19 protein-coding genes are annotated in these 23,344 nt (G+C 37.8%); 5 read left to right on the forward strand and 14 right to left on the reverse strand.

Annotated features, from left to right (window positions below):
- Positions 1 to 58: 58 nt before the first annotated feature.
- From MHM_RS01930 to MHM_RS01950, 6 genes are all read right to left on the reverse strand, one after another.
- Positions 59 to 670, reverse strand: coding sequence for a hypothetical protein (locus tag MHM_RS01930; protein ID WP_043902134.1), 612 nt, complete (start codon positions 668 to 670; stop codon positions 59 to 61).
- A 438-nt stretch (positions 671 to 1,108) separates the two neighbouring features.
- Positions 1,109 to 2,041, reverse strand: a complete 933-nt coding sequence (locus MHM_RS01935; RefSeq protein ID WP_043902135.1) for a hypothetical protein — start codon at positions 2,039 to 2,041, stop codon at positions 1,109 to 1,111.
- Positions 2,041 to 2,181, reverse strand: a complete 141-nt coding sequence (locus tag MHM_RS03005) for a hypothetical protein (RefSeq protein ID WP_187286220.1) — start codon at positions 2,179 to 2,181, stop codon at positions 2,041 to 2,043. Before MHM_RS03005 ends, MHM_RS01935 begins: the two co-directional genes overlap by 1 nt.
- A 266-nt stretch (positions 2,182 to 2,447) precedes the next feature.
- A complete protein-coding gene (locus MHM_RS01945) occupies positions 2,448 to 3,437 on the reverse strand; it encodes a hypothetical protein (RefSeq protein ID WP_015511764.1) in 990 nt (329 codons plus the stop codon).
- Entirely contained in the window at positions 3,403 to 3,528 is a 126-nt protein-coding gene (locus MHM_RS03090) for a hypothetical protein (protein WP_281086568.1), read from the reverse strand. The genes MHM_RS01945 and MHM_RS03090 overlap by 35 nt, the downstream gene beginning before the upstream one ends.
- A complete protein-coding gene (locus MHM_RS01950; RefSeq protein ID WP_043902136.1) occupies positions 3,529 to 4,305 on the reverse strand; it encodes a hypothetical protein in 777 nt (258 codons plus the stop codon).
- A gap of 690 nt (positions 4,306 to 4,995) precedes the next feature.
- Here MHM_RS01950 and MHM_RS01955 point away from each other — a divergent pair.
- From MHM_RS01955 to MHM_RS01975, 5 genes are all read left to right on the forward strand, one after another.
- Positions 4,996 to 5,514: a hypothetical protein gene (locus tag MHM_RS01955; protein WP_245529193.1), complete on the forward strand. Its 519-nt coding sequence runs from the start codon at positions 4,996 to 4,998 to the stop codon at positions 5,512 to 5,514.
- A gap of 67 nt (positions 5,515 to 5,581) precedes the next feature.
- Complete coding sequence (locus MHM_RS01960) at positions 5,582 to 5,827, forward strand: hypothetical protein (protein WP_146222380.1); 246 nt, start codon at positions 5,582 to 5,584, stop codon at positions 5,825 to 5,827.
- Between the two features lie 86 nt (positions 5,828 to 5,913).
- Positions 5,914 to 6,516, forward strand: coding sequence for a hypothetical protein (locus MHM_RS01965; protein ID WP_015511768.1), 603 nt, complete (start codon positions 5,914 to 5,916; stop codon positions 6,514 to 6,516).
- Between the two features lie 66 nt (positions 6,517 to 6,582).
- Positions 6,583 to 6,813, forward strand: coding sequence for a hypothetical protein (locus MHM_RS01970; RefSeq protein ID WP_187286221.1), 231 nt, complete (start codon positions 6,583 to 6,585; stop codon positions 6,811 to 6,813).
- Between the two features lie 29 nt (positions 6,814 to 6,842).
- A complete protein-coding gene (locus MHM_RS01975; RefSeq protein WP_146222381.1) occupies positions 6,843 to 7,118 on the forward strand; it encodes a hypothetical protein in 276 nt (91 codons plus the stop codon).
- A 191-nt stretch (positions 7,119 to 7,309) separates the two neighbouring features.
- Here the strand turns inward: MHM_RS01975 and MHM_RS01980 are convergent, their stop codons facing one another.
- The 8 genes from MHM_RS01980 to MHM_RS02020 form a co-directional block, all read right to left on the reverse strand.
- A complete protein-coding gene (locus MHM_RS01980; protein WP_245529194.1) occupies positions 7,310 to 7,777 on the reverse strand; it encodes a hypothetical protein in 468 nt (155 codons plus the stop codon).
- A gap of 179 nt (positions 7,778 to 7,956) precedes the next feature.
- Positions 7,957 to 8,316, reverse strand: a complete 360-nt coding sequence (locus tag MHM_RS01985; RefSeq protein WP_015511772.1) for a hypothetical protein — start codon at positions 8,314 to 8,316, stop codon at positions 7,957 to 7,959.
- A gap of 5 nt (positions 8,317 to 8,321) precedes the next feature.
- Positions 8,322 to 16,298: a DNA-directed RNA polymerase subunit beta' gene (gene rpoC, locus MHM_RS02895; RefSeq protein WP_015511773.1), complete on the reverse strand. Its 7,977-nt coding sequence runs from the start codon at positions 16,296 to 16,298 to the stop codon at positions 8,322 to 8,324.
- Positions 16,299 to 17,885 (reverse strand): pyruvate kinase, encoded by a 1,587-nt coding sequence (gene pyk, locus MHM_RS02000; protein WP_015511774.1) that lies wholly within the window; start codon positions 17,883 to 17,885, stop codon positions 16,299 to 16,301. It lies immediately after the preceding gene.
- A 3-nt stretch (positions 17,886 to 17,888) separates the two neighbouring features.
- The gene (locus tag MHM_RS02005; RefSeq protein ID WP_015511775.1) at positions 17,889 to 18,869 is read right to left on the reverse strand and encodes an ATP-dependent 6-phosphofructokinase; all 981 of its coding nucleotides are present in this window, start codon (positions 18,867 to 18,869) and stop codon (positions 17,889 to 17,891) included.
- Between the two features lie 79 nt (positions 18,870 to 18,948).
- Positions 18,949 to 20,589, reverse strand: coding sequence for a phosphopyruvate hydratase (gene eno / locus MHM_RS02010; RefSeq protein WP_015511776.1), 1,641 nt, complete (start codon positions 20,587 to 20,589; stop codon positions 18,949 to 18,951).
- Positions 20,590 to 20,755: 166 nt separating this feature from the next.
- Positions 20,756 to 21,451, reverse strand: a complete 696-nt coding sequence (locus tag MHM_RS02015) for a hypothetical protein (protein WP_015511777.1) — start codon at positions 21,449 to 21,451, stop codon at positions 20,756 to 20,758.
- Positions 21,451 to 23,340 (reverse strand): hypothetical protein, encoded by a 1,890-nt coding sequence (locus MHM_RS02020; RefSeq protein WP_015511778.1) that lies wholly within the window; start codon positions 23,338 to 23,340, stop codon positions 21,451 to 21,453. The genes MHM_RS02015 and MHM_RS02020 overlap by 1 nt, the downstream gene beginning before the upstream one ends.
- Between the last annotated feature and the right edge of the window lie 4 nt (positions 23,341 to 23,344).

A 23,344-nucleotide genomic window follows, 5' to 3' on the forward strand; every position in this document is an offset into this window, starting at 1 on the left:
TGCAGTACTAGAGGGCGCTCCTAGCAGGAGCGCTGCTCCTCCTAAAAGCTTAGTCCTCCTACTGAGCAAGTTGAAGGGATTGACCCATTCAGTCTAGTAATTTTAGAGCCACCTTAGAGGTAATCTCTTCTTCAGCCTTAGCTACCTCCTGTTGATACTTTTGAGTTTCCTGAGAAGGTCAAACATAAGACTGATATCCTCTACTGAATACTCCTGATCGCTGGGTAACTTTTACATTTTGTTGAGCCTTCTGCACCTTTTGAATCAATGCATTGTAAATTTGCTGACTGTCTAGATAATAGTGAAAGGGATTGTTCTCCCAAATAGTTCAAGTAGGAGCCTGTTTAACTGGAGTGTTTCTCCCAAAACGTGCTCTTTCCGGTGCATTCTGATATTTAACTTTAGCTGCAGTAGTTCACTGTAGTTGCTGCAAGCTAGATTCTATTTCAGCTCTCTTAGGTCTCTGAATGGAAGAAAACAATGTAGCTGAAGCTCCCGTTAACTTTTGCAACCTAGGCGAAAAAGTTTCCCTCTCTTTCTCTAGGCCCTCAAAAAGCTTAAGCATTTCTAATAGCGCTTTACGTTCTCCAGTAGTTAGTGAAGAGGTATCAGCTCCCCTTGCAGCTCACTTTTGTCTCCTAGACCTTCCTAATCCTAGTGAATTAGCCAATTTAGACTTAGCTGATTCAAAATCAGCTAAATAAAGCTTACTCTTTTCAGTAAATGATTTAGTTTTAAGTTGACTATCCGCAGCTAAGCTAAGTGTTTCACCCTCCTTAATAGTTTCTGCTCTAATAGTACTGATAGTTACTCCCTGGTTTGATTCATTTACCCTCTCCTGTTTAGTTAAATCTATTGTCTCTGCCTCAGTACCTTTTAACTCTGCCTTTTTAGGTTCCCAATCTGTTCCTACCTTTAACTCTTTAGCTAATGTTTCTAACTGTAGTGCTCTTTCTTTAAATTCATACTCTCCTGACTTTAAGTTAGAGCCCCCCCCGAAGTGTTAAAAAGATGATCTAGTGAAAGTTTCCCTAAATCTAGAGTAGATAATGCAGTACTAGAGGGAGCTCCTAACAGGAGCGCTGCTCCTCCTAAAAGCTTAGTTCTCCTACTGAGCAAGTTGCAGAGATTGACCCATTCAGTCTAGTAATTTAAAAGCTACATTGGCTGAAAAGTCTGATTTGGCTTCCTCCAACTTTCGCTGCTCTTCCCTAACTGAACTAGGAGGATAAACATATGATCTAGCTCCTGAAGTGAAAAATCCTCTTCGCTGTTGAACTTGCAAATTTGACTTAATCTGCTGAATTTTAGAGATTAAGGAATTGTAATCCTGCTGATTTTCTAGAAAGAGACTGTAGGGATTATGCGTTCACTCTTTTCAATCCGTCCAACTAATCTGGGGAGTTGCAGCTCTCCCTAATCTCTGTCTAGGTCTAGGGTTTTCATACTTAATTTCTCTCTGATTAGTTCAGTTAATAGCTTTCAGCTTAGTCTCTACATTAGATTGTTGAGGTCTATCATTTTTCAGGGTGGAAAAAGTTGATTCGGTTTTCGCTATCTGCTGAAATTTAGGTACTAACTTTTCTCTAGCTTTCTCTAACTCTTCAAAGAGTTTATAGAGTTCTCAGATAGCTGTGCGCTCTCCTTGAGTTAAAGCTGTAACAGAAGAGGAGGAAACGCTCCTTCTGTTTCTACGAGTCTTACCCTTCTTGGCTCTAGTTCATGCATCTACCTTAGCTTTAGCTGATAGATAATTAGATATCCAACTGCGACTCCGCTCAGTAAATTTTTTAACTTCAGCTTGACTCTCTACATCTAATTGAATAGCTGAATTTTCAGTATCAGCTTCAGTATAAATATTGGAAATAGTAACTCCTTCTTGAGCAGAACCTATTTTTTCCTGACTAGATAAATTTATTGCACTAGTTTGAAGATCCCTAATTTCTGGATTTTCAATTTCATTAGCTTTAGTGAGTTTTACCTCCTTGCTAGGCTTTTTAAATGCTAACTCTTTCGATTCAAACTCATAGTGTTTATCCACTAGCTTAGAGCCCCCCCCGAAGAGGTAAAAAGATTGTCTAGTGAAAGTCTCCCTAGATCCAGAGAAGAGAGAGAAACTCCAGAACTGGTTAATCCGAGGAGTATAGTTAGAGCCCCCAATCTCTTGCCCGCAAGGGACAAGAGAAAATCTAAATCCTCCTAGTTAAGAGGTTTGAGAAGTCTAAGTATCTTATCCCTCCTGGCTTTTTGAGCTCTCTTTCACTCGGCTAACTTATCAGGAGGTAGGAATTTTTCGATACTCAGGTGAGGCATCATACAGGCTATATTTAATTCTTTTCTTAATTCCTCAATAATAATAGAATAAAGAGCCTCTTTAGTTCCCCTCTCTCAGATACACATAATCCTAACCTAATTATCTTTTCTTCCATCTTAATAAATCTAGATACCTAACTATTCAGAGAGACTGGAGTTTGATTCATTCAGGAAAGTAGCTTAGCTGCTACTTTCAGTGCTATATCTGATTTAGCGGCTGTAATTCTCCTATCGTATACTGCTTTAGCTGAGTAGGCAGAGTTAACGGTGGTGGAGCCTCCGAAGATAGACAATAATCCAGTTAGTCTATGAGCTGCTAAATAATCATCTCTAGCCTTCTCAGCTTGCTTAACATTTTGAACTACTCCATCATAGACTGATTTATTATCTAAGAACAACTGATAGGGATTATTCTCTCAGTTATCTCACCTAGATTCAGAGGATGATCTTGCACTTCTCCCATATGATCTAGAGCGTTCCAAAGTATATTTAACTTCATCCCTAGTAGTTCAGTCTATCTCTCTTAATTTCTGCTCTATTTCAGTACTTCTAGGATATCTCTTAGTAGGAGTAGAAGGCTTAGCTTCTACTCCTTCAATTTTCTGAAGTCTAGGAACAAACGTGTCTTTATCTTCCTCTAGTTTTTGATAGAGCTTTAACATTTCTAGAAATGCTTCCCTCTCTACTCTAGTTAGGTTAGGAGCAGACTCTGTAATTTGTACTGCCCTTCTCTTTCTCTTAGCTGATTTAATTTGTTGAGCTTGAAGATAACTGTCCATCTTAGATTTACCTTTCAAATAATTAGATAGATGTTTGCTAGATACAGCTCTAGTACTATCCACCTTAGACTTGCTTTCTCTCTCAAGAGTTAAAGTTTGAGTTTCCCTATTGATTTCTGAAAAAGTAGTGTTTATAGTAGTTCCTGCATTAGAGTCTCTAATTTCCTCCTTACTAGTTAAATCTATAGAGGATTCAGTATTAATTAATTCAGTCGCAACTACCTCTCTCTGAGTAGTAAGCTTTAACTCTTTAGCTTCCTCTTCTAACCCTAACTCAGATTGTGGTGACCCATAGTCTAAATTCTGTAAGCTAGTCGGTGCCCCCCCCCGTAGGGATTCAAACACTACCTAAATCTAGGATAGATAGAGAAGCTCCTGAGGGAGCTCCTAGAAGTGCTGTAGCTACACCTAACAGCTTAGTTCTCCTGGAAAACACTTATCTATAACTTTTATTTTGACCCATTCAATTTAATAATTGGAGAGCTACCCTAGAAGTTACCTCCTCCCTTGCCGTTTCTAACCTCTGAGCTATTAATCTATCTTGAGCAGTAGGATTATATGCTGTCTGATATATTCCCCTGCGGACCATACCGTTTCTCTTCTGTTGGTGATGTTGTGCTTCTAAATCCTTAATCTTCCGTTTTAACTGCTTATAGTCGGTTTCTTCCATAAAAGATTTAAAGGGGTTATTAGTTCAGAGCTCTCAGGAAAGGTGGGTGGGAGTTGAAGCTGAACGTCCTAACTTGGCTCTGGGAGCTGGATTCTCCCACTTCACTTTAGATTGGGTGGTTCACTGAATCTTAGCTAAAGCAGACTGTAATGTAGACTGAGTAGGGCGATCTTTAGTAGCTTCAGTAATAGTTAAAGAATTATCTATTTCATTAAATTTAGGAATTAACTTTTTACGCTCTCGTTCTATCTCTTCAAAAAGTTTGTACATCTCTCAAATAGCTTCTCTTTCCTTTTGAGTGAGACTAGCTACTACACTAGAGGAAGTACTTCTCTTAGATCTTCTAGCACTTCCTGCAGCTGAGCTGACAAAAGACTCCAATTTAGACTTAGCGGACTGGTAATCTTCTATTCACTTTTTACTCTGTTCTGTAATTTTTAATACCTCTACTTGACTCTCTTGTTCTAGGTTTAGTGTATTTCCCTCTTTAGTATTCTCAGTATAAATAGTCTTAATAGTATTGCCTTGGTCTGCTTCATTCACCTTCTCTTGATTAGTTAGATCAATCGACTCTTCCTTAAAGTTGTCTAGTTGGATAGCTGAATGTTGTTGACTTTCTCTTACCTTTAACTCTTTAGCTTTCTCATCTAGGTTAAGACTTTGGGTTTCTACCTCTATATTTGATTCCTTTAAACTGGAGAATGCCCCCCCCCCCCGAAGTGTTAAAAAGATGATCTAGTGAAAAACTATTTATATCTAAAGTTGATAGTGCTGTACTAGTAGGGGCTCCTAGAAGTAATAGTGCTGCAATAGCCCTAGTTTTTGAGACTTTCAGAAAGCTGAGGGTTTAGGGAGTACGCACACTACATGTGGGCTCTACTTTGTCCGCTAGGGACAAAGAAAAAAGCTAACCCTATCTAGTTAGGTATTGTAAGTGTCTTGTTTTTCTCAGCTTAAAAGAGGGGGATCAATCTTCCAAATTTTTTCTATAAATACGAAAAGGATGTCGACTAAACCGACTGAAAGTACTTTGGTTACTAAACAGCTCCTTTTCAATTAAGAGTGTAATGAATACATATAACAAGTCAACTAGAGAGGCATTAAGCTAGGCCGTTTTAAGGAAGATTTATATTAATCCAAAGGAGAAAATAACCAACCTTAAAAGGCTGAAATTCAACCTTGCTGACCGGTCAGCAAGGAGGAAGTAAAGCTCCCCCTAAATGACTAGATAAGATGAAAGGACAATCGGGAGTTTTGGTTACTTTTAGCACTGAAGATAGGGAAAATAATAATGACAACATCTGTAGTGGAGTTAAGAAAGAGTTAGAGGAGAGTGAGAGTGATCAGAGCTTAAATTTTGAAAATAGTTCATTTTTAGAGGAGTTTAAGGGTGGAGAACTTTGTGGAGAAGATAAGAAGGATGATTGGAAAAATCAAGATAGGGATAAAAAGGAAGTTTACTTTGGAATCTATTTTGAAGGTGGAAGAAGCGCAGGAAGTTGTGGCGCCCTAAAAGATCGTGACCGGGTTGTTATCTATGTTGAAAATAGTAGTAGGAATAAATACACAGGTGCTGGCTTCAGTAACTGGAATGAGGGAGGAGAGTGTGGTGTAGAAGGAAATGCTGGAGATAGTAATTCCTTTTTGGTTGGGAGACGAGAAGATCTAATGAATTTGTGGTTGCAAAAGGGGAAGAAAAGTTGACCTCCTGTTTTTTCTGCATTTTCTAAAAAGCCAACTAAGATTGTTTAATTTAATAGTGTTGAAAAATAAGCGTGAAAATACTATTCAAGTTTTTTCTTTTAAGTTGCTTTACCTCGTGCTTGTTTTATATTGCAGTTTCACCCTCTCAGAACTGTGGAACGCTGCAGCACGCATTATTGAAGGGGGAGTTAAGAGGGGCTGAAGCCTTCCTAGCAAGCTATTTAGTTTCAGAGGCTTGTTTCATCAACAGCGCAGTAGGAAACATTGGGTTGAAAACATCTTAGCTTACTGAACTAAAACCCTAGATGCTGCTGAGCTCTCATATGGTTCGCTACCAGTGAATAATTTAAGTGAAAGCTAGGAAATTAACTATCCGGCAAACCAACGGCCGGACCGGCGGAGGGTCAGCAAGGAGGAAGTAAAGCTCCCCCTAAATGACTAGATAAGATGAAGGGACAATCAGGAGTTTTGGTTACTTACACAAGGGGGAATGAAGGTGGTAGCAACGAAAGTATTTGTAACTCGGTCGTAGAAGCTTTAGGAAAGGAAGGGGGAAAGGCTGATAATTTTCTAAGTGGGAATTCATTTTTAAAAAATGGAGAGAAGAGTACACTTTGTAATGGAAGTGGGGGTAACTCACTAAAAAAGAAAGATACAGAAGGCAATGAAATTTACCTTGGTGTCTATTTTGAGAATTCAGCAAGTAGGGGAGGTTGTGACCTTGGAAAACGCGACGAGGTCGTCGCTTATGTTTCAGAAAGAGATTCAGGAAGGTTAACGGGGAGTGGTGGTCAGATAGAAAACTGAAATGGTGCAGGTAGCTGTAGCCTAAACGGAAGTAATGGAGGTAAAAAATTTTTAAAGGGTCCTCGTGAGGAATTCATTAATTTGTGGTTGCAAAGTGGGAAGAATATTTTTTTTTTGGGGGGGGCGGCCGCTTCGACTCTCAACTCCTTTATAAAAAGGGAGAAGCCTCTTTCTACCGAGATTTTCTGCAACCACTTTGAAATTACAGCTACCTACTTCACTTCCCTGGAAACTTTAAATTAAAACTGCAAATAATCATCAACAGGCTAGGTGATTCAACTCTCCCTTAAGTGACTTCTTCCGAAGTTATTGTTTTTAAAAGCCCTAGCCGGTGCTGCAACTGCAGTAGTACACCTAGCCCAAAAGCTGTATGAGACAAAACAGGTTATCTCCCCTTCCTCCCCAAAAGCCCCTGCAGTCTCATCTGGAGCTCCTTCTGAGGGAAAAGCTACTGATAATGGTAAAAACTCTGTAGATTTAAGCGATATAAAACTTGAAGAAATGGGTCCAACTCCAGATGAAGATGGACTCTCCTACTAAAAGTTAAAATTTCAACTACCTTTCTATAGATGATGTATTTTCTTTCTCCCAGGTGAATGATTCCTAAGATACTGGGAATTACTGCCCTTGCTGGAGCTAGCTCTGCTACAGGAATATTAGCCTTAAAAGTTCAAGATCACTATAGCAATCAAGCAGATGCTAGCTCCAGTTCTTCCTCTGATTCTGCTACAAGTTCGTCATCGTCATCTTCTAGCTCCAGTTCTTCCACCCAAACTGTAGACTTATCTACAATTCAGCTGGAAGAACCCGGAGTCCCTGTAGATGAAAACAACTTAAGCTTGTAGAGTAGAGTTTTACTTCTCTTTCTCCCCCATTTGGGGGAGAAAAGGAATATTACCTAGTTACCTAAAAACTAGTTTTTTAACAGCTTTTTGAGCTAAAAAACCCCCTTTTTAGCTCTTTAAATCCGCTTTTTTAAACGTAGTAAGTTACGGTTCCTTTTGTTGGCCATCTTTGATGCATATTTAAGATAGGTCTATTTCTTCCCACTTTGCAACCACAAATTCATTAGATCTTCTCGTCTCCCAACCAATAAGGAATAATCTTCTCGTGCAGGTTTTTCTACTCCACATCCCCCGCTGTCTTTCCACTCATGGAAGCCAGCACTTGTGTATTTATTCTTATCACTCTCTTTAACATAGATAACAACCATGTCTCGTTTTATTAGATCACCACAACGTCCAGCACTATTCCTATCTCTGAAATAGATTCCAAAGTAAATTTCTTGTCCTACTCCTTCTTGATCATTTCTTTCAACTTCCTCGTCGTTATTACAAAAGTCCCCAGCTCTAATTTTTCCTAAAAGTAAATCATCTTCAAATTTCCGGTCCTGATCAGTTCCATTCTGTCTCAATTCATTCTCAACTCCCTTACAGATTTTGTCATTTTCAAGTTCTCTACCCTCATCGTTAAAAGTAACCAAAACTCCCGATTGTCCTTTCATCTTATCTAGTCATTTAGGGGGAGCTTTACTACCTCCTTGCTGACCGGTCAGCAAGGAGGTAAGAACCCCGAGGCTTGTGACTGCAAGGGCACCGACAGTCACCAAGCTCGGCACAGTACTAGGGAGGGCTTACACTACGATATATCGATTTCTAGACTTTATTTCATCAATCCCCAAAATTAGAGTTTGAAGCAAATTATCTTTCCATTAGTAGTTGATTGCTCCATTGTAGTAACTTCATACTCTCCAACAGGACCCAAAATACGTTTCTTGGAAGTAGTATTATCTCATTTACAGTGATCTCCGTAGGCTAAGAGATAGGCAGTAGCTCCCTGAGGGACTTTTAAGTCACCAGTACCTGTTTTGGCTCTTCCAATTAAAACTCCACTATCACGTTTCAACTGGAGAAAACCAGCATTGGGATCTATTTTAACACCTGAACCGGCCCAGACGCCTGAAACGGCTGCGACAATACCAGTACCAGAGCTCCCTATCAATAGTACTTTTAACAGGGAAGTAGATAACGGACCTATTGCCATCTAGACTAAACAAATGCTCCTTCAATCAATCTCTCTCTCACTACTCAATCAAGTAGATGGCCTGTTCCAGAGGGAATCAAATTACCTACAATGATATTTTCCTTCAAGTGCTTTAACTCATCTGTTCTAGACTGCACTGCAGCATCAATCAAGTTCTTTCGAGTATCCTGGAATGATGCTGCAGCCAAATAAGAACCGGACCTCGAAGGTACATCTTCAAGTCCGAAGAGTACCGGCACTGCAACAGGAGGGGCCTTCTTAGTTAACATTAACTTTTTCACATTTCACCTATATTTTTCATCATCTACTATATCTCCTACACTTCATCCTGAGGCACCGGCATCGATAATCTTCCACTTAGAGGTTAACTGACGCACTATTAACTCAATGTATCTGTCAGACAAGTCAATTCCCTGCAATCAGTAAACTTTCAATATTTCCTCCACCATATACTGTCTAACTTGATCTAATCCCGCAATAGAGAGATATTTTCTCAAATCTATTATTCCCTCTGAAAGTCTATCTCCATATTTAACATTATCTCCCTCTGAAACCAATAGTGGTTTTCTAAAGTCTATCTCATATTTTCGAGTACACTTCTCATTTTTCACTATTACTACATTAAGTTCTCCTTTTTTATCTACAGATTTAACAGTACCGCTTATCTCAGTAATAATTGCCTCCTGAAATTTCTGGGGAGAGACTATATCAAATATCTGCTTAATTCGTTCAAACCCCTGTGTAATATTATGTTCTCCCGCAACTCCTCCTGAGTGAAAAGTTCTCATAGTTAGCTGGGTCGCAGGTTCTCCTACTGACTGAGCAGCAATAACTCCTATAGCAGTACCGACCTCCACCGGTGCGCCTGTAGTCAAGTTAATTCCAAAACATTTCTGACAAATTCCCTGTTCAGTAAAACAGGTAAAAGGGCTTCTCACCTCAACTGAAGTTATTCCTGATTCAACTATAGCTTTAGCCTTTTCCTTAGTAATATATTCTCCCTTAGCGCATAATACAGCACCGCTTTCTGGATGAACTACCTCACTATAGACACATCTATTTCTAATACGTTCCTCCAGTGTCTTAATTTCCTTCTCAGAACCTTCAAGCTTAATAGCACTTACCCTTAATGATCTATTAGTGTCACAGTCTAGCTCCTTAACTATTACCTCTTGAGAAGCATCTACTAATTTTCTAGTCATATATCCTGATTTAGCAGTCTTCACAGCAGTGTCAGCCATACTCTTTCTAGAACCATAGGAAGAATTAAAGTATTCAATCATATTTAATCCCTCTATAAATGAATGTTTAATAGGTACTTCTATAGTATCCCTAACTATCTCAGAGTCTACATTTTGACCATAATTGTAAGACCTATTCATTAATCCTCTCATTCCTGAAAGTTGTACAAAATTAGATAAGCTTCCCCTAGCTCCTGATCGCTCCATAATAGCCATAGGATTATCCCTAAACTCTTTACTTCTAAACCAGTCTCTTACCTTATCAGATACCTTATCTTTTACCTCATTTCAGAGAGAGATAACATTCTGATATCTCTCATCATCATTAATCATTCCTAATTCAAAAAATTCTCGTTGTTCCCTAACCTTAGCTTCTGCAGCTTCAATTAAATCAGACTTAAATGAATCTTTAAATCTAGGAATATCAAATGGAGAAATAGTTACACAAGATTTAGTAGAGTATTCAAATCCTAGTGATTTAATATTGTCTAACATTGTTGCAGTAACCTCTATAGGATAAGCTCCAAACACCTCTTCAATAATAGTTTGAATCACTCCCTTATTGAATGGCAACTTCTCCTCTATTGCTGAAATCTTACTATCTACCTTCTCTCCAAAGGGAACTATATCTTCCTCACTTAAGAAACTTCCTCCTGACTCATTTACGAATCTATAGTCAGGAGGAAGTATAGAGTTAAATATTACCTTTCCAGGAGTAGTGATAATCATTCCCTCCTTAATTCACTTTTTCTTAGCATATGCTGTTGTAGGAATAGCAATATGGGCATTCAAGTCTAAGCCTCCCGTTCTATATAGGTAAATTACCTCTTCCTGACTAGAACATAGTTTACCCTCTCCCTTTACTCCCTTTCTAGTATTGGTTAGATAGTATAGTCCTAGCACCATATCTTGGGAAGGCATAAGTATAGGTTGACCATTCTTTGGAGCTAACACATGTCAGGGAGCTAACAACATTGCCCTAGCCTCTTTTACTGCTTCATCTGAGAGTGGAAGGTGAACCGCCATCTGGTCACCATCAAAGTCAGCATTAAATGCAGTAGTTACTAAAGGATGCAGACAAATAGCCTTACCATCTACTAGCACAGGTTCAAACGCTTGAATTCCAAGACTGTGTAGTGTAGGAGCTCTATTAAGCAATACAGGTCTTTCCCTCATCACCCTATGCACTATAGGTCAAATTACATCTGATTGATTCTCTATCATTTCTTCAGCTATACGTATATTAGGTGCTAATTGAGTTCTCTCCCCTGTTATCTCATCTGTAACAGTTCTAATCAACTCTCTAATAATGAAAGGCTTAAATAACTTCAAGACGATGAGTATGGGTAATCCTGTCTGGTGAAGTTTTAATTCAGGTCCTACTACTACTACAGATCTTCCAGAATAATCTACTCTCTTACCTAGCAGATTTTGTCTAAATAATCCCTGTTTACCCTTTAAGTGATCGGTTAGAGATTTAAGTAAGTGTTTATCCTTAGCTACTAGCGGTTTCTTTCTACTTGCATTATCAATTAGAGAGTCTACAGCTTCCTGCAACATTCTCTTCTCATTATTAGCAATTATTGAGGTCACATTTAGACTAAGTATTCTCTTTAAACGCTCATTTCTAATAATTATTCGTCTATAAAACAAGTTCAAGTCACTAGTTGTAAATCTTCCTGCATCTAACTGCACTATCGGCCTCAAATTAGGAGGCAACACTAGTAGATTTCTAAGTATCATTCACTCAGGTTTATTTCCTGACTGCTTAAATCACCTAACTACCTCTAATCTCGCGAGAGTGCGTTTAATCCTAGAATCCCCATAGTTTAATTCATCTCCTGCACTATCCTTCTTCAGTTGTTTTTGAAGTGCATATTCCAGGGAATCTAGGTCTACTTTTTTCAGTAATTCATATATAGCCTCTGCTCCAGTACTTATTTTTATTCCACTGAACTTGTATATATACTCAAACACATCAGCTAGTGAAAATGGAAGATTTGAATAGGCTAGTGCTTTATAGTAAGCCCTTCCCTGTTGATAGGTCATAGCTTCCTTACCTTCCGGTTCTTTACGCTCTATATCCTCACATATAAGTCTCAGTAGTCTTCTAAGTTTGTAAAGTGATCGAAGTGGACTATCTTGATCCGAAACATTAACTATCTCAGACTTTTGGAATAAATTCTGGTGGTTAAATCCTATATCTGACACTTCAATAACTACATAGCTAACAAAGTAAACTATTTCTTCTATACTCTTATACTTAATTCCTAACATTAGGGAGATTTTAGAAGGCAGCGGCAACTCCTTAATCATTCAGATGTGGGCTATAGGGCATGCAAGTGAAATGTGACCCATTCACTCTCGTCTAACTATCGACTCAGTAATGCAAACGCCGCATTTCTCACAATATTTGCCTCTAAATCTCACTCTCTTATACTTACCACATGAACACTCATAGTCTTTCACAGGGCCGAAGATGGCTTCACAGAAGAGTCCTCCCTTCTCAGGCTTAAAGGTCTTATAGTTTATTGTTTCAGAAGATTTAACCTCTCCCCTGGACAGAGAGAGTAGATACTCTGGAGAGGTAATACTTATCTGCACACCGTTAATGCTTAAGTCTTCCGGTTCTCCCTCTTCCTCAAAGAACATATCATACCCCTTCAGAAAGTCCTTCTCATCTTTTACTGCCTGGTTGCTCCAGGTGAGAGACTGTAGATACTCACTATTTTGCACTCTCTTAGTTAGATATTCATCAAACCCTATTAACTCTTTTTTCGCACCATATCTGATATTTACCTTAAGTCCTAGTGCCTGAAGTTTCTTCACCAAGAGCTTAAATGACTCAGAGATTCCCGGAGTGGGCAAAGCTTGACCTTTAATTACAGAGTAGTAGATCATATTTCTAGCCTGAATATCATCAGACTTCAGTGTTAGGAGTTCTCGCAAATTGTAGGCAGCTCCGTATGCTTCCATAGCTCAGACCTCCATTTCTCCAAAACGTTGCCCTCCATTTTGACACTTACCTCCCAACGGTTGTTGGGTTATCTTAGAATAAGGTCCTACAGATCTAGCATATATCTTGTCATCAACCATATGGTCTAACTTCAACATATAGATAATTCCTACTGAAATAGGATCTTTAAACTTTTCTCCTGTTTTACCATCGTATAGTGTAAATCTTCCATTATGAGCTTCATGATCTATTCCAGCATCAGACATAATCTTTATCAAATCTAGGTGCTTACATCCTGCAAATATCGGAGTTAATACCTTAATTTCTAACTCGTCATACTTTAATCCAGACTGTGAAAGTATTACAGAAAAATCTAACTGGGTTAACTTCCTATGAGCCTCTTCAGCAGTCTTTATCTTTTTCTTAGTTAGGTAAGCTTTCATCACTTTATTAAGTACAGCTAACTCAGCTTTAGGTCTAGAGAAAAGAGAGCTTAACTCTGTTAATTCACTAGAGAAATAAGCATCTATTACCTTCTTGAATACCAATCTTCTAGCTGAGAATGCTAGATAACTCTCCAGTATTTGACCTATATTCATCCGAGAAGGTACTCCTAGGGGATTCAAAAGAATATCTATAGGAGTACCGTCTTCCAGGTAAGGCATATCTTCTACCGGTACGATTTTAGAGACAATTCCCTTATTTCCATGTCGTCCTACCATCTTATCTCCTACCTGTATATTTCGCTTAGAAGTTACATAAATCTTTACTGTTTCTAGTACATCATCAGAGAGTCTATCCCCTTTATGTCTAGAGTATCTGAGTACTCTAGTTACAGTTCCCTCTGTACCTGAAGGTAATCTCAGTGAAGAGTCTTTAACACTTCTAGCTTTTTCAGCAAAAATAGCCTGCAGCAATCTCTCCTCAGGTGTAATATCTCCCAGGGCTTTAGGAGATGTTTTTCCTACTAGAATATCTCCCTCCTTAACATAAGCTCCTACTAGTATAATTCCGTCTTCATCTAGGTATTTTTTCTGTTCAGGTAGACAGCCTGGAATGAATCTTGTTATCTCCTCATCTCCTATCTTGGTTCTCATACACTCTACTGTATATTCCTGAATATGAAAAGATGTGTATACATTATCCTGTACAAGTTTAGAGGAGAGAATTATTGCATCCTCATAGTTGTAACCATATCAGGTAGTAAATGCCACTAAAATATTTTGACCCAGTGAAAGTTCTCCATTTTGCATTGCATGACCATCTATTAGAATCTCTCCCTTCTTAACTGTCTTAGAGTCTTTCAAGATTAGAGTCTGATTCTTGCATGTATTCTGATTAGACTTGTGGAATTTCTGCAGTCTATACTGTTTAGTTCCCAACTTTGCAGAATTATACTTTACCTCTAAAATACTACTGTCACGGTAGGTGATCTCTCCATCTCCTTCCGCAAATACTACTACTCCTGAGTCTCTCGCTATTCTGTTTTCCGCACCTGTAGCCACTATAGGGGACTTAGGAGAAACTAATGGGACTGCTTGACGCTGCATATTAGCTCCCATTAACACTCTGTTAGCATCATCGTGTTCCATAAACGGAATTAAGCAGGTAGAAATTGAGGTCATTTGAGAACAATCTACATCTATAAAGTGAACCTCTTCTGGTTCTACTGTCTCTACATCAGAGTCTCGTCTCACTGTGACAGGACCCTTTAACCTTCCCTTCTCATCTCTCTCTGTAGTAGCTGCAGCTATATAGAACCCTCGCTCCTGTATAGAACTTAGTCAGACTATCTCCTTAGTAATTACACCTCCTTTCACTTTAAAGTAGGGAGTATTTATAAATCCATACTTATCTACCTTGGAGAGTGCAGCTAAAGCCATAATTAGTCCAATATTCATCCCCTCTGGAGTTTCTATAGGACAGATACGACCATAATATGAGTAGTGTACATCCCTAATATGAAGGTTTGGATCCTCCCTCTTTATTCCTCCAGGTCCCATTGCAGAAATTTTTCTCTTATTTGTTAGTTCAGAGAGTACATTCTGTTGATCCAAAAACTGCACTAACTGGTGAGAATTAAAGAATTCCTTAATTACAATCTGGAAAGGCTTTGTATTCAGTATAGAGCTAATAGAAAAGTAGTTTTCTAGCTCTCCATCTTGGAGTGAATAGTAATTCAGTTTAGCCTCTAAGCTATTCATCTTATCTATAGAGAATTTCTGCATTCTAGCCATTGCAAGAATTATCTTGTTTTCCAGTAACTCATCTACTAACTTCAGTCTCTTATTACCTAGGTTGTCTATATCATCATATTCTCCGATCTTATGCTTCAACTGAATAATGTAGGAGATAATAGCTAGGAAGTCTGCAGGATACAGTGGTGTCTGGTCAGGAAGATAGGGAGTTCCCACAAGTGTAATAATCTCAGAGTCTAGTCCTGCAGAATATATATCTACCTTTTCATATATAATTTCTTTCCTATGTTCAGGATATCTATTTCCTGCATCATCGAATGTGAGTATAGGTTTAAACTGATGTTGAATTTGGAGTTTCCCTTCCATTGCTAATTCCCTAAATTTAGAGTATGTATCAAAGTCAAAGAAAGTCTTAGCAGGAAAGGCTAGCTTTCCTGACTTATCTAACACATCTTGGGCTAAATACTTATTTTTCATTCGCTCCCACACAGAGAGTTTGTGATTCAATTTATATCTTCCTGCAGGATGAAGTAAATAGTAATACTTATCTAAAAAGTAGGAGAAGAGTAATTCTTGATAAGAGTAAACCTCTCTTCTAGCTACTTCAGGATTAATTGCTAACTCTGAAACTATATGTTTTGCAGCTAACTCTATGTAGATTTTGTCCAGTAATTCCCTCTTCTTAGAGGTATTAGCATTCTTTTCTAATTCTGAGTATTCAATGCAAAGACTATAAATTGTCTGTTTTACCCAACTTCTGGAGAAGTCTCTTAGCTTTTGGAGATTCTTAGTATGACTAATCTCCTGCATGATTGCTAAGAATGACTGATCTCCCTTTATAGCTTCAGGGTTATACATCTCTTGTTTCAGTGATCTAGTTAGTTCAGTATGCTCAGAAAAGATATTTTCTAGAGCCCTATGAGGTACTCCAAAAGCTTTCAGGAAAATAGAAACTGGACAGGTAAATGCATTCATTCCGGAGGTAGTTCTAGCAACTAACTTAATAGCACCGTCAGAGTTTTTCTCATTAGATAGATGAAATAATACTAATACTCCCTTAACAGGTAAAAGCTCACATACTATTCCCTCTAGACTACGCTTTCTAGAATTAGACAATCTAATGTGAGACTTAAAGAGAGCATATAATCCTGGAGATCTAACTATCTGACTAATTACAAATTTTTCAGTACCGTTAATGATGAAATTATCAGAAGAGGAGAATACTGGGAGATTTCCAAAGAATATCTTGGAATGAGTAGTTTTAGCAGCTTTACCATCATGTCTTGTAACTAACTTGAGTTTCAAATATAGAGAGCACTGATAGCTCTTAGATTTATCAATTGCGTCTTCTTCAGTCTCTTCCGGTGATTTAACTAATACCTCTTCTAGGAATAGTTGGGTATTCCCCGAAGCTGAAGAGAGTGGAAAATATCTAAATATTAAATCTTTTATTCCCTGCTTTAAGAATTGATTGTATGATTCTATCTGAATCCCCCTTAGGTTAGGAGGACTAAGTTCTCCCGAGGAGAACTTAGAAAAATCTATCCTACGTACTAGTGAGTTTACATCTTTAAAGGAGTAATCCAACTAGAAAGGCACTACCTTCATTGTCATAGACTGAAAAAGTGCAATCAACTTCATCTCTTTCTCTCCAGAGGTATAACCACATAGTTCTAGGAAAGTTCTAGCACATTCTTCAAGACTCTCTCCAGACATATTAAGTACAGAGATTCTATATAGTCCCCTGGAGAGTGCACTTCTCCTACTTTCATAGCTAGCAATTGCCTCCCTATAGCTACCCTTTTTAGAAAATACTATAAGTGGGAAGGGAAATCTCATTCTAGGAAGAGCATCTACTTCTTCAGGAGATAGTTCAGTTTCTCAGAGGAAGCAAGCTAGAATATCTCCAAAATTTTCCTTACGTTGATGTAATCTACTAGCTATTTCAAGTACTCTCTGACTTCTACATTCCCTCAAGAAGAGAGAGTAAAACTTATCATAGTTAGATCTTCCCTCACTAGCTCTAAGTATTTCACCCATTGTAGAGACTGCAATTAATGGAAAAGCGCCTTGAGCAGTCTCTCCTGAAAGCATTGTACAGTCAGTAGCTAATTCAGCAGCTCTATATACATCAGACACTTCAGCTCTAGTAGGTACTACAGAACGTTCTAGAGAGTCAAGCATTTGGGTAGCTACAATTACAGGTTTACCTACCTTAGCTGATTTTCTAAGTATCTCCCTAGTTCAGTAGGGCACATCATAGTATGGACTCTCCAGGGCTAAGTCTCCCCTAGCTATCATAATTCCATCAGACTCTGCAATAATTGAATCTATATTCTTCAGGCAGAGGGAAGTTTCAACCTTAGAGAGTATTAGGGGCTTTCTGCCCTTCCCTACTTCAGCTTCTATTAACTGCTTTACCTCTCTTATATCTTCTACCCTATTTACAAATGAAAGAGCTATACAGTCAAAACCTTCCCTGACTGAAAAGAGAATATCATTTTTATCTTTTTCACTTAAAAAAGGTAGGGAATAGTCAGCATTAGGTAAATTTACCCTCTTATTAGACTTCAGTATATGATCATTTTCTATCATTGCTTCCACTATACCTTCCTCAACCTGAACATTCTGTATTAAGAGAGATAGCTTCCCATCATCTACTAGTATTTTTTCTCCAGGAGTGCAATCTAGAGCCATATTGTACGTACCTGTAACATCTGTAACTGAAAAACCACTAGAATCTCCCAGTTTCTTTTCCCTACAGTAGACTTTTACTACCTGACCTCTCTTATACAATTGAGCCTGTTCAGTATTAGCAAAATTCCAGACTCTAATCTCAGGTCCCTTAGTATCGCACATTTCTGCAAATGGAAATACAAAATGTAGCTTTTGAGGAGATTCTCCTCTCTCATTTATCCTATTGAATCTAGAGTGAAATTCAACTATAGTTTCCCTTAGCAGGGAGAGTCTAAATGCTCTCTCCTCATTATTAGAGTGAGAAAAATTAAATCTAACGCAGTTTAAACCCTTACAGAAAAGGTTGTCAAATAGATTTAATACCTCCAGGTAGTCAGGATTGGACTTAACCCTAGGAGAGTCCGTTTTCAATTTCAATGTAATAGCAGGACCTATAGTAGAGACTATTTTGGTACATTTCAGAGCTAATTTAGGCATATCCTAACTTAGAGAGTTCTTATGTTCTATTAACTCTAGTCTAGCTCCTTTAGCTCTCTTCTTAAGTTTGGAAATAGGAGTTTTATAAAAATCAACACCGTTAAAACCTAGTGCGAGATCATATTCTTTTTCTTCAAAACACTTAAAGGCTTCAGAGCCGAATCTGGCTGATATATATAGTTCTCAAGAGGTAGGAGTAGCACCCCTCTGAGTATGACCTAATACACATCCTCTAACAGCACAACCTAGGTGTTTTTCCAGTTCAACAGTCAATTGACTCATTTCAGGTAACTTCTTCTGACCTAATATCTTTTCAGCAATCACTACAACCATCCCCTTTCTACCTTCTTTCCTAAGAGTCTGAAATCTCTTTTTTAGCTCACTCACTGTAGGAATTTTCTCCTGAGTAATTACTAACTCTACTAGTGGAGAAGCATAAGCAGATAATACAGCTAAATCAGAACAATCTCTACCCATGACCTCGATAAAGGTTAATTGAGAATGAGATTGTGCAGAATCTCACACTTTTTTAATTGCTAACCCTATTTCTTCAAGTGCGGAGTGAAATCCAATAGTATATTCAGTGGATGACACATCATTATCAATCGTTGCCGGCAACAATATCACGGGAATTCCTAATTTAGAGATAAAAAGCGCCCCTTCATAGGAACCGTTACCGCCCAACACTACTAGTGCTTCAACTCCCCTTTTTTTTAAAAAGGAAACACACTTCTTTCTAGCAGCTTCAGACTCCTTAAACTCTCTAGACCTGCTAGAACCTATAATTGTTCCAGCATCATACACTCTCCGTCTTAAGTCACTGAGCTCTAACTCAATCGTTCTACCCTCTATCAATCCCTGATAACCATCTTCTATATACACTACCTCTACTTTAGATTTATTAGCTAATATACTAAAGCTGTATATTGCGCTAGTCATTCCAGGAGCATCTCCCCCGGAAGTAAGTATTGCCACTTTTCTCATACTAACTGAGCAAATAAATTGCTCAGAAAGTTATCTCTACCTAAATAAAGATAGTTATCCCTCTATCTTGGAGTAAAAACTATGAAACACTTGCTTCAGCTTCTGTCTTCTCTGCAGTAGGAGTTGGAGTCGCCTCAGGCTTTTTAGACTCAACCTTTGCCTCGCTTTCCTTTCTATCTTTTCTACCAAATCCCAGTCTCTTCTTCTTTTCCTCTTCCCTAGATTCCGTTACCCTTCTCTCTGTTACATTTTTTACCACAGCATCTTTCACTATCTCAGATTTAACCTCTCCTGTAGCTTCATTAACTAGATATCTCTTAACCTTAAATAACTCTGTATTATTGAAGTCTAAGCTAAACATGCTGTAAAGTCCATAAAAGGTTGAATTAGCTGAAGTTAATTCAATTTCAATTTCAGCTAATCTGTTGTACTTTGCGACTCTCTCTGATCTTGAAAATGACCCTGTTTTAATCTGACCTGCCATAGTCCCTACTGCAATATCAGCTATAGTAGTATCTTCCGTTTCTCCTGATCTATGGGAAACTATACAGGACCAACCAGCACCTTTAGCTAATTGCATTGTCTTCAATGTTTCTGAAAGAGTACCTATCTGGTTTACCTTAATGAGTATTGCATTACTCAAACCCTTATCTATACCCATTTGGGTCAACTGCGGATTAGTGCAGTAAAGATCATCCCCAACTATCTGAACTTTATCCCCTAGTCTCTTCTGAAGTAGTGTAAACCCTTCAAAGTCATTTTCATCTAGAGGATCTTCTATAGAGATAATAGGGTATTTATTAACTAATTCCACATAGTAATCTATCATTTCAGCACTACTTTTAGTACCTGCTACATCTGAGAGTAACCCAGCTTTTATTGCCTTCTTAAATCTATAAGCCTCAGCATTTTTGTCATACAACTCACTAGCTGCGCAGTCCAATGCTATAGCCACATGTCCATGCATCACCCCAGGAACATAACCAGCTTTTTCTATAGCGAGCATCATAGCATTTAATGCCTCCTCAGTAGAACTAACATTAGGTGCAAATCCCCCCTCATCTCCCTTAGCAGTACTCATTCCCTTCTTCTTTAGATACTTAGCTAGAGAGTGAAAACATTCGGCAGAGATTCTTATAGCTTCATGCATAGATGAAGCGCCTACCGGCACAAACATAAACTCCTGAAAGTCTAGTGTATTATCCGCATGCGCACCTCCATTAATTACATTCACCATAGGTAGAGGAAGTACAAATCTACTTACCTTAGGTGAGCCGGCCAGCTCTGCAATATACTGATAAAAAGGAATATTTTTAAGTTTTGAAACAGCTTTAGCAACAGCTAGTGAAACAGCCAATATTGTATTAGCGCCATATCTGGATTTATTGTCAGTTCCATCAAGGTCAATTAAGAATTGGTCTAACTCAGCTTGATTTGAAGGATTTACATTATTTTCTATCAACGAAGGACCTAAAACATAGTTGATATAGTGCACTGACTTTTTCACTCCCTTTCCCATAAATCTAGCAGGGTCTTCATCTCTCAATTCAAGTGCTTCCTTGGACCCTGTGGAGGCTCCTGAAGGCACCATAACCTTAGCAGTTGCAGTCTTCTTGCCGACCACACCTCCCTTAGATACCTTAGCAATGCAGGCAACAGTAGGATTACCTCTAGAGTCAATTAATTCATAGGCAAATAGGTTTTCTATTCGAAAACCCATCTTAACCTACTTCTCTAACCGGATGACTCCCCTTTTAGCTGAAAACTTTAGACTAAATCTAAAAACACAAGTTGACAGAGCCCCCCCCCGAGAAACTTCTCGAGTTAAAGGACTAAAAGTACTAATCTTCTAGTCTAAAAAGCTATTAAACCCTTTTAGGTGCTAATTAATTATATACCTTCCCCTTATGTGGAATCTTAGGTACTCTCGGTTTTGGGAAGGGATCCTGCTGAGCAAAAGTCTGCATTATATACTTTTCATATTTTCTATACTTAGGCACTGTTATCTTAAATTTAAAAGTCTTTCTCAGTCTCTTACCTACCTCAGAAGCTATTATCTTCCGTCTTATTTTTTCAAATTCCTTAGGATCATTTAGGTACTTGCTTGCATCTTTTCCAAATTTTCCTGCACACACTACCTTTAGAAAAAATACTAGGTGAGATTCAGTTACCACTATATTTCACATCTTCGCCAAATCATCATAAACTAGATTGTGCAAAATCACTCCCTTAGCCTTTTCCCGCAACAATTCCTCATCATATTGAGCATTTTCTCCCTCTTTATTTAACTCCTTTACAGTTTCTCTTAAAGCTTCCATACTTTCCTGAATATCACTTTCATGATAGCTAGCAGTATAGTGGCTTACTATAGTTTCCATCGCAATGATATGTAAATTTCTCCCTATTACCTCAACAGCACATTCTCGTTCCAGATTATTATCTTCAGGAATTCACGGTTCTACTTCTCTTAATAGTGCTTTATACTCCCTCTTACTTTTTTCATTAAAGTCAAAAGCTAATGCATTAATCAAAAGAGTGCAGTCCCAATTAATAGGTGCTCTACTTATGATAACTGACTTCACTACTGTCTATTCAAATAAGAATTCACTAGATTTAAACATTTAGTATGATATTCTTCTAGCCCTGCTAAACTCTTATTCAGTTTTTCCTGTACCTTAGAGTAATCTACCCTAGGAACAGTATTTAACTTTAGGAGAGAATCTAACTCTACTCTATCTCTCTTAATACATACATTTCTAAAGAAATTAGCATAACTAGCTATTCACCTAGAACACTTCTCATGAAATTTACCTTCAGGAGAAAACTCACTAACAGTAGAACCTATCTTCTTTAAATATTCTGAATTAATTTTAAGTTTAAGGTATTCATGCATTCACCCTTCTTCTCCATCTTTTCAACTGCAGATATAAGGTGAATACTCATAATACAGTCTTACAAAATACTTTCTAGACACTGAGTTAAATTCAGCATTAAATCTAGCCCAGAAATATTGATTTTCCCTCAGTAGATCAGCGCAGAGTACTCCACATTCCTCTCGAAGCTGATCTACTGTTAACCTTACATCTTCTGAGATTTTTTCATCCATATTCTCCAAGATTCTCCGCTTTTCCAGTGCTAATTTTTCTATTCTCTCCTTTTCAGCTTTAAATCTATCTACAAAAGCTTCTACAGTACTATTCTTTAGTTTCTGCAATGTAGAGTATTTTTTTGCTGCATACTCTACATTGAAACAGTGAGTACTTTCTATACTTTCTAGCTCATTATCAAAAGAGTCTACTAAAGGTACTAGTAGAGAAGAGTATTTAGCTTGTAGGGCTTTTATCTCCCTAGAAAGTTTCTCTTTTTCAAATGCAATTACTACCTCTATCTCTTCTGGGGAAAGTTTATTAGACTTTCCATCCAGAAAACTTTTACATTCATTCAGTTGCTTAAATATAGAGTTAATTAAATTTAGGTAGCTTTCCTGTAGAAATGCTACTAACTTATCTAGTTCACTACTAAAGAAGGTTTGATATCTAATAATTACCTCCTTGTAGTGATTAACTACTGCTGTTATCTCCCTTAAGCTTAAGAGATATTGTCTCTTAAACTCTTTGCAGTTATTATCTAATGAAAGCATTTCATAGTTGAGTGCATTCCCTGACTGAAGCTTCAAAAACTGAGCTTCATACATTCTAGATTCAAGTTTCTTCTGCAGAAATAGTCTAAAGTTCAGGAGTTTATTAGAAGGTAATTGAAAGTATCTCATAATATCGTAGTATTCTTTTACAGCTTCTTCCCTAATTACCTCTAAATCATCTAGGGAGGCTTCTCTTGCCTGTTCAATAATAGTATGTAAGTCTACATACTTTTGACTTAACTGATATATAGCCCTTTTATTTTCATTTCCAATCATTGTATTTCGAAGTTCATAGTTTACATCTAATAGTCTTAACCAACATTCAAATGCTTCTTCTTCAATCTTTTTTAATGCAGCTATATTCAGTTTGATTACAGCTGCAGATAACTGTATTTTTCCAGCTTTTCTCTGGTCATAATAGTAAAGCAGTTGTTTAAAAAAGTTAATCTGCTCTTCTCCCTCCCTAAACTCTTTGAGATCCTTGTGATTTACAAAACCTACATACTTTCTGAAACTATCTGAATTTTCCAGTCTAGAAGAGGATACATATTCATTGATTAGTTTCATATTCTCTCTATATCTCTCCTTAAGTCTGTCTGCTATCTCAATAATTTTTAAAGATATATAAGCTTTTGTCTCAGATCTAAAGAAATAATAGGAGAATAGCTGATAAAGCGCAAAGATTCTCTTAGTTTGCTTAGGTAGTTCTGCAGCTATTCCTAGATCATGAGCTATCTTAGACTTAGATAGCTCTTCTAGTGTAGGTTTTTCATTAGGTGTTTTAAACAACAGAGGAGGTCTATTTTCTATTGCCATTTTTTCTTTTTCCATAAAC

The organism is Candidatus Mycoplasma haematominutum 'Birmingham 1' (genome assembly GCF_000319365.1).
Classification (GTDB): domain Bacteria; phylum Bacillota_I; class Bacilli_A; order Mycoplasmatales; family Mycoplasmoidaceae; genus Eperythrozoon_A; species Eperythrozoon_A haematominutum.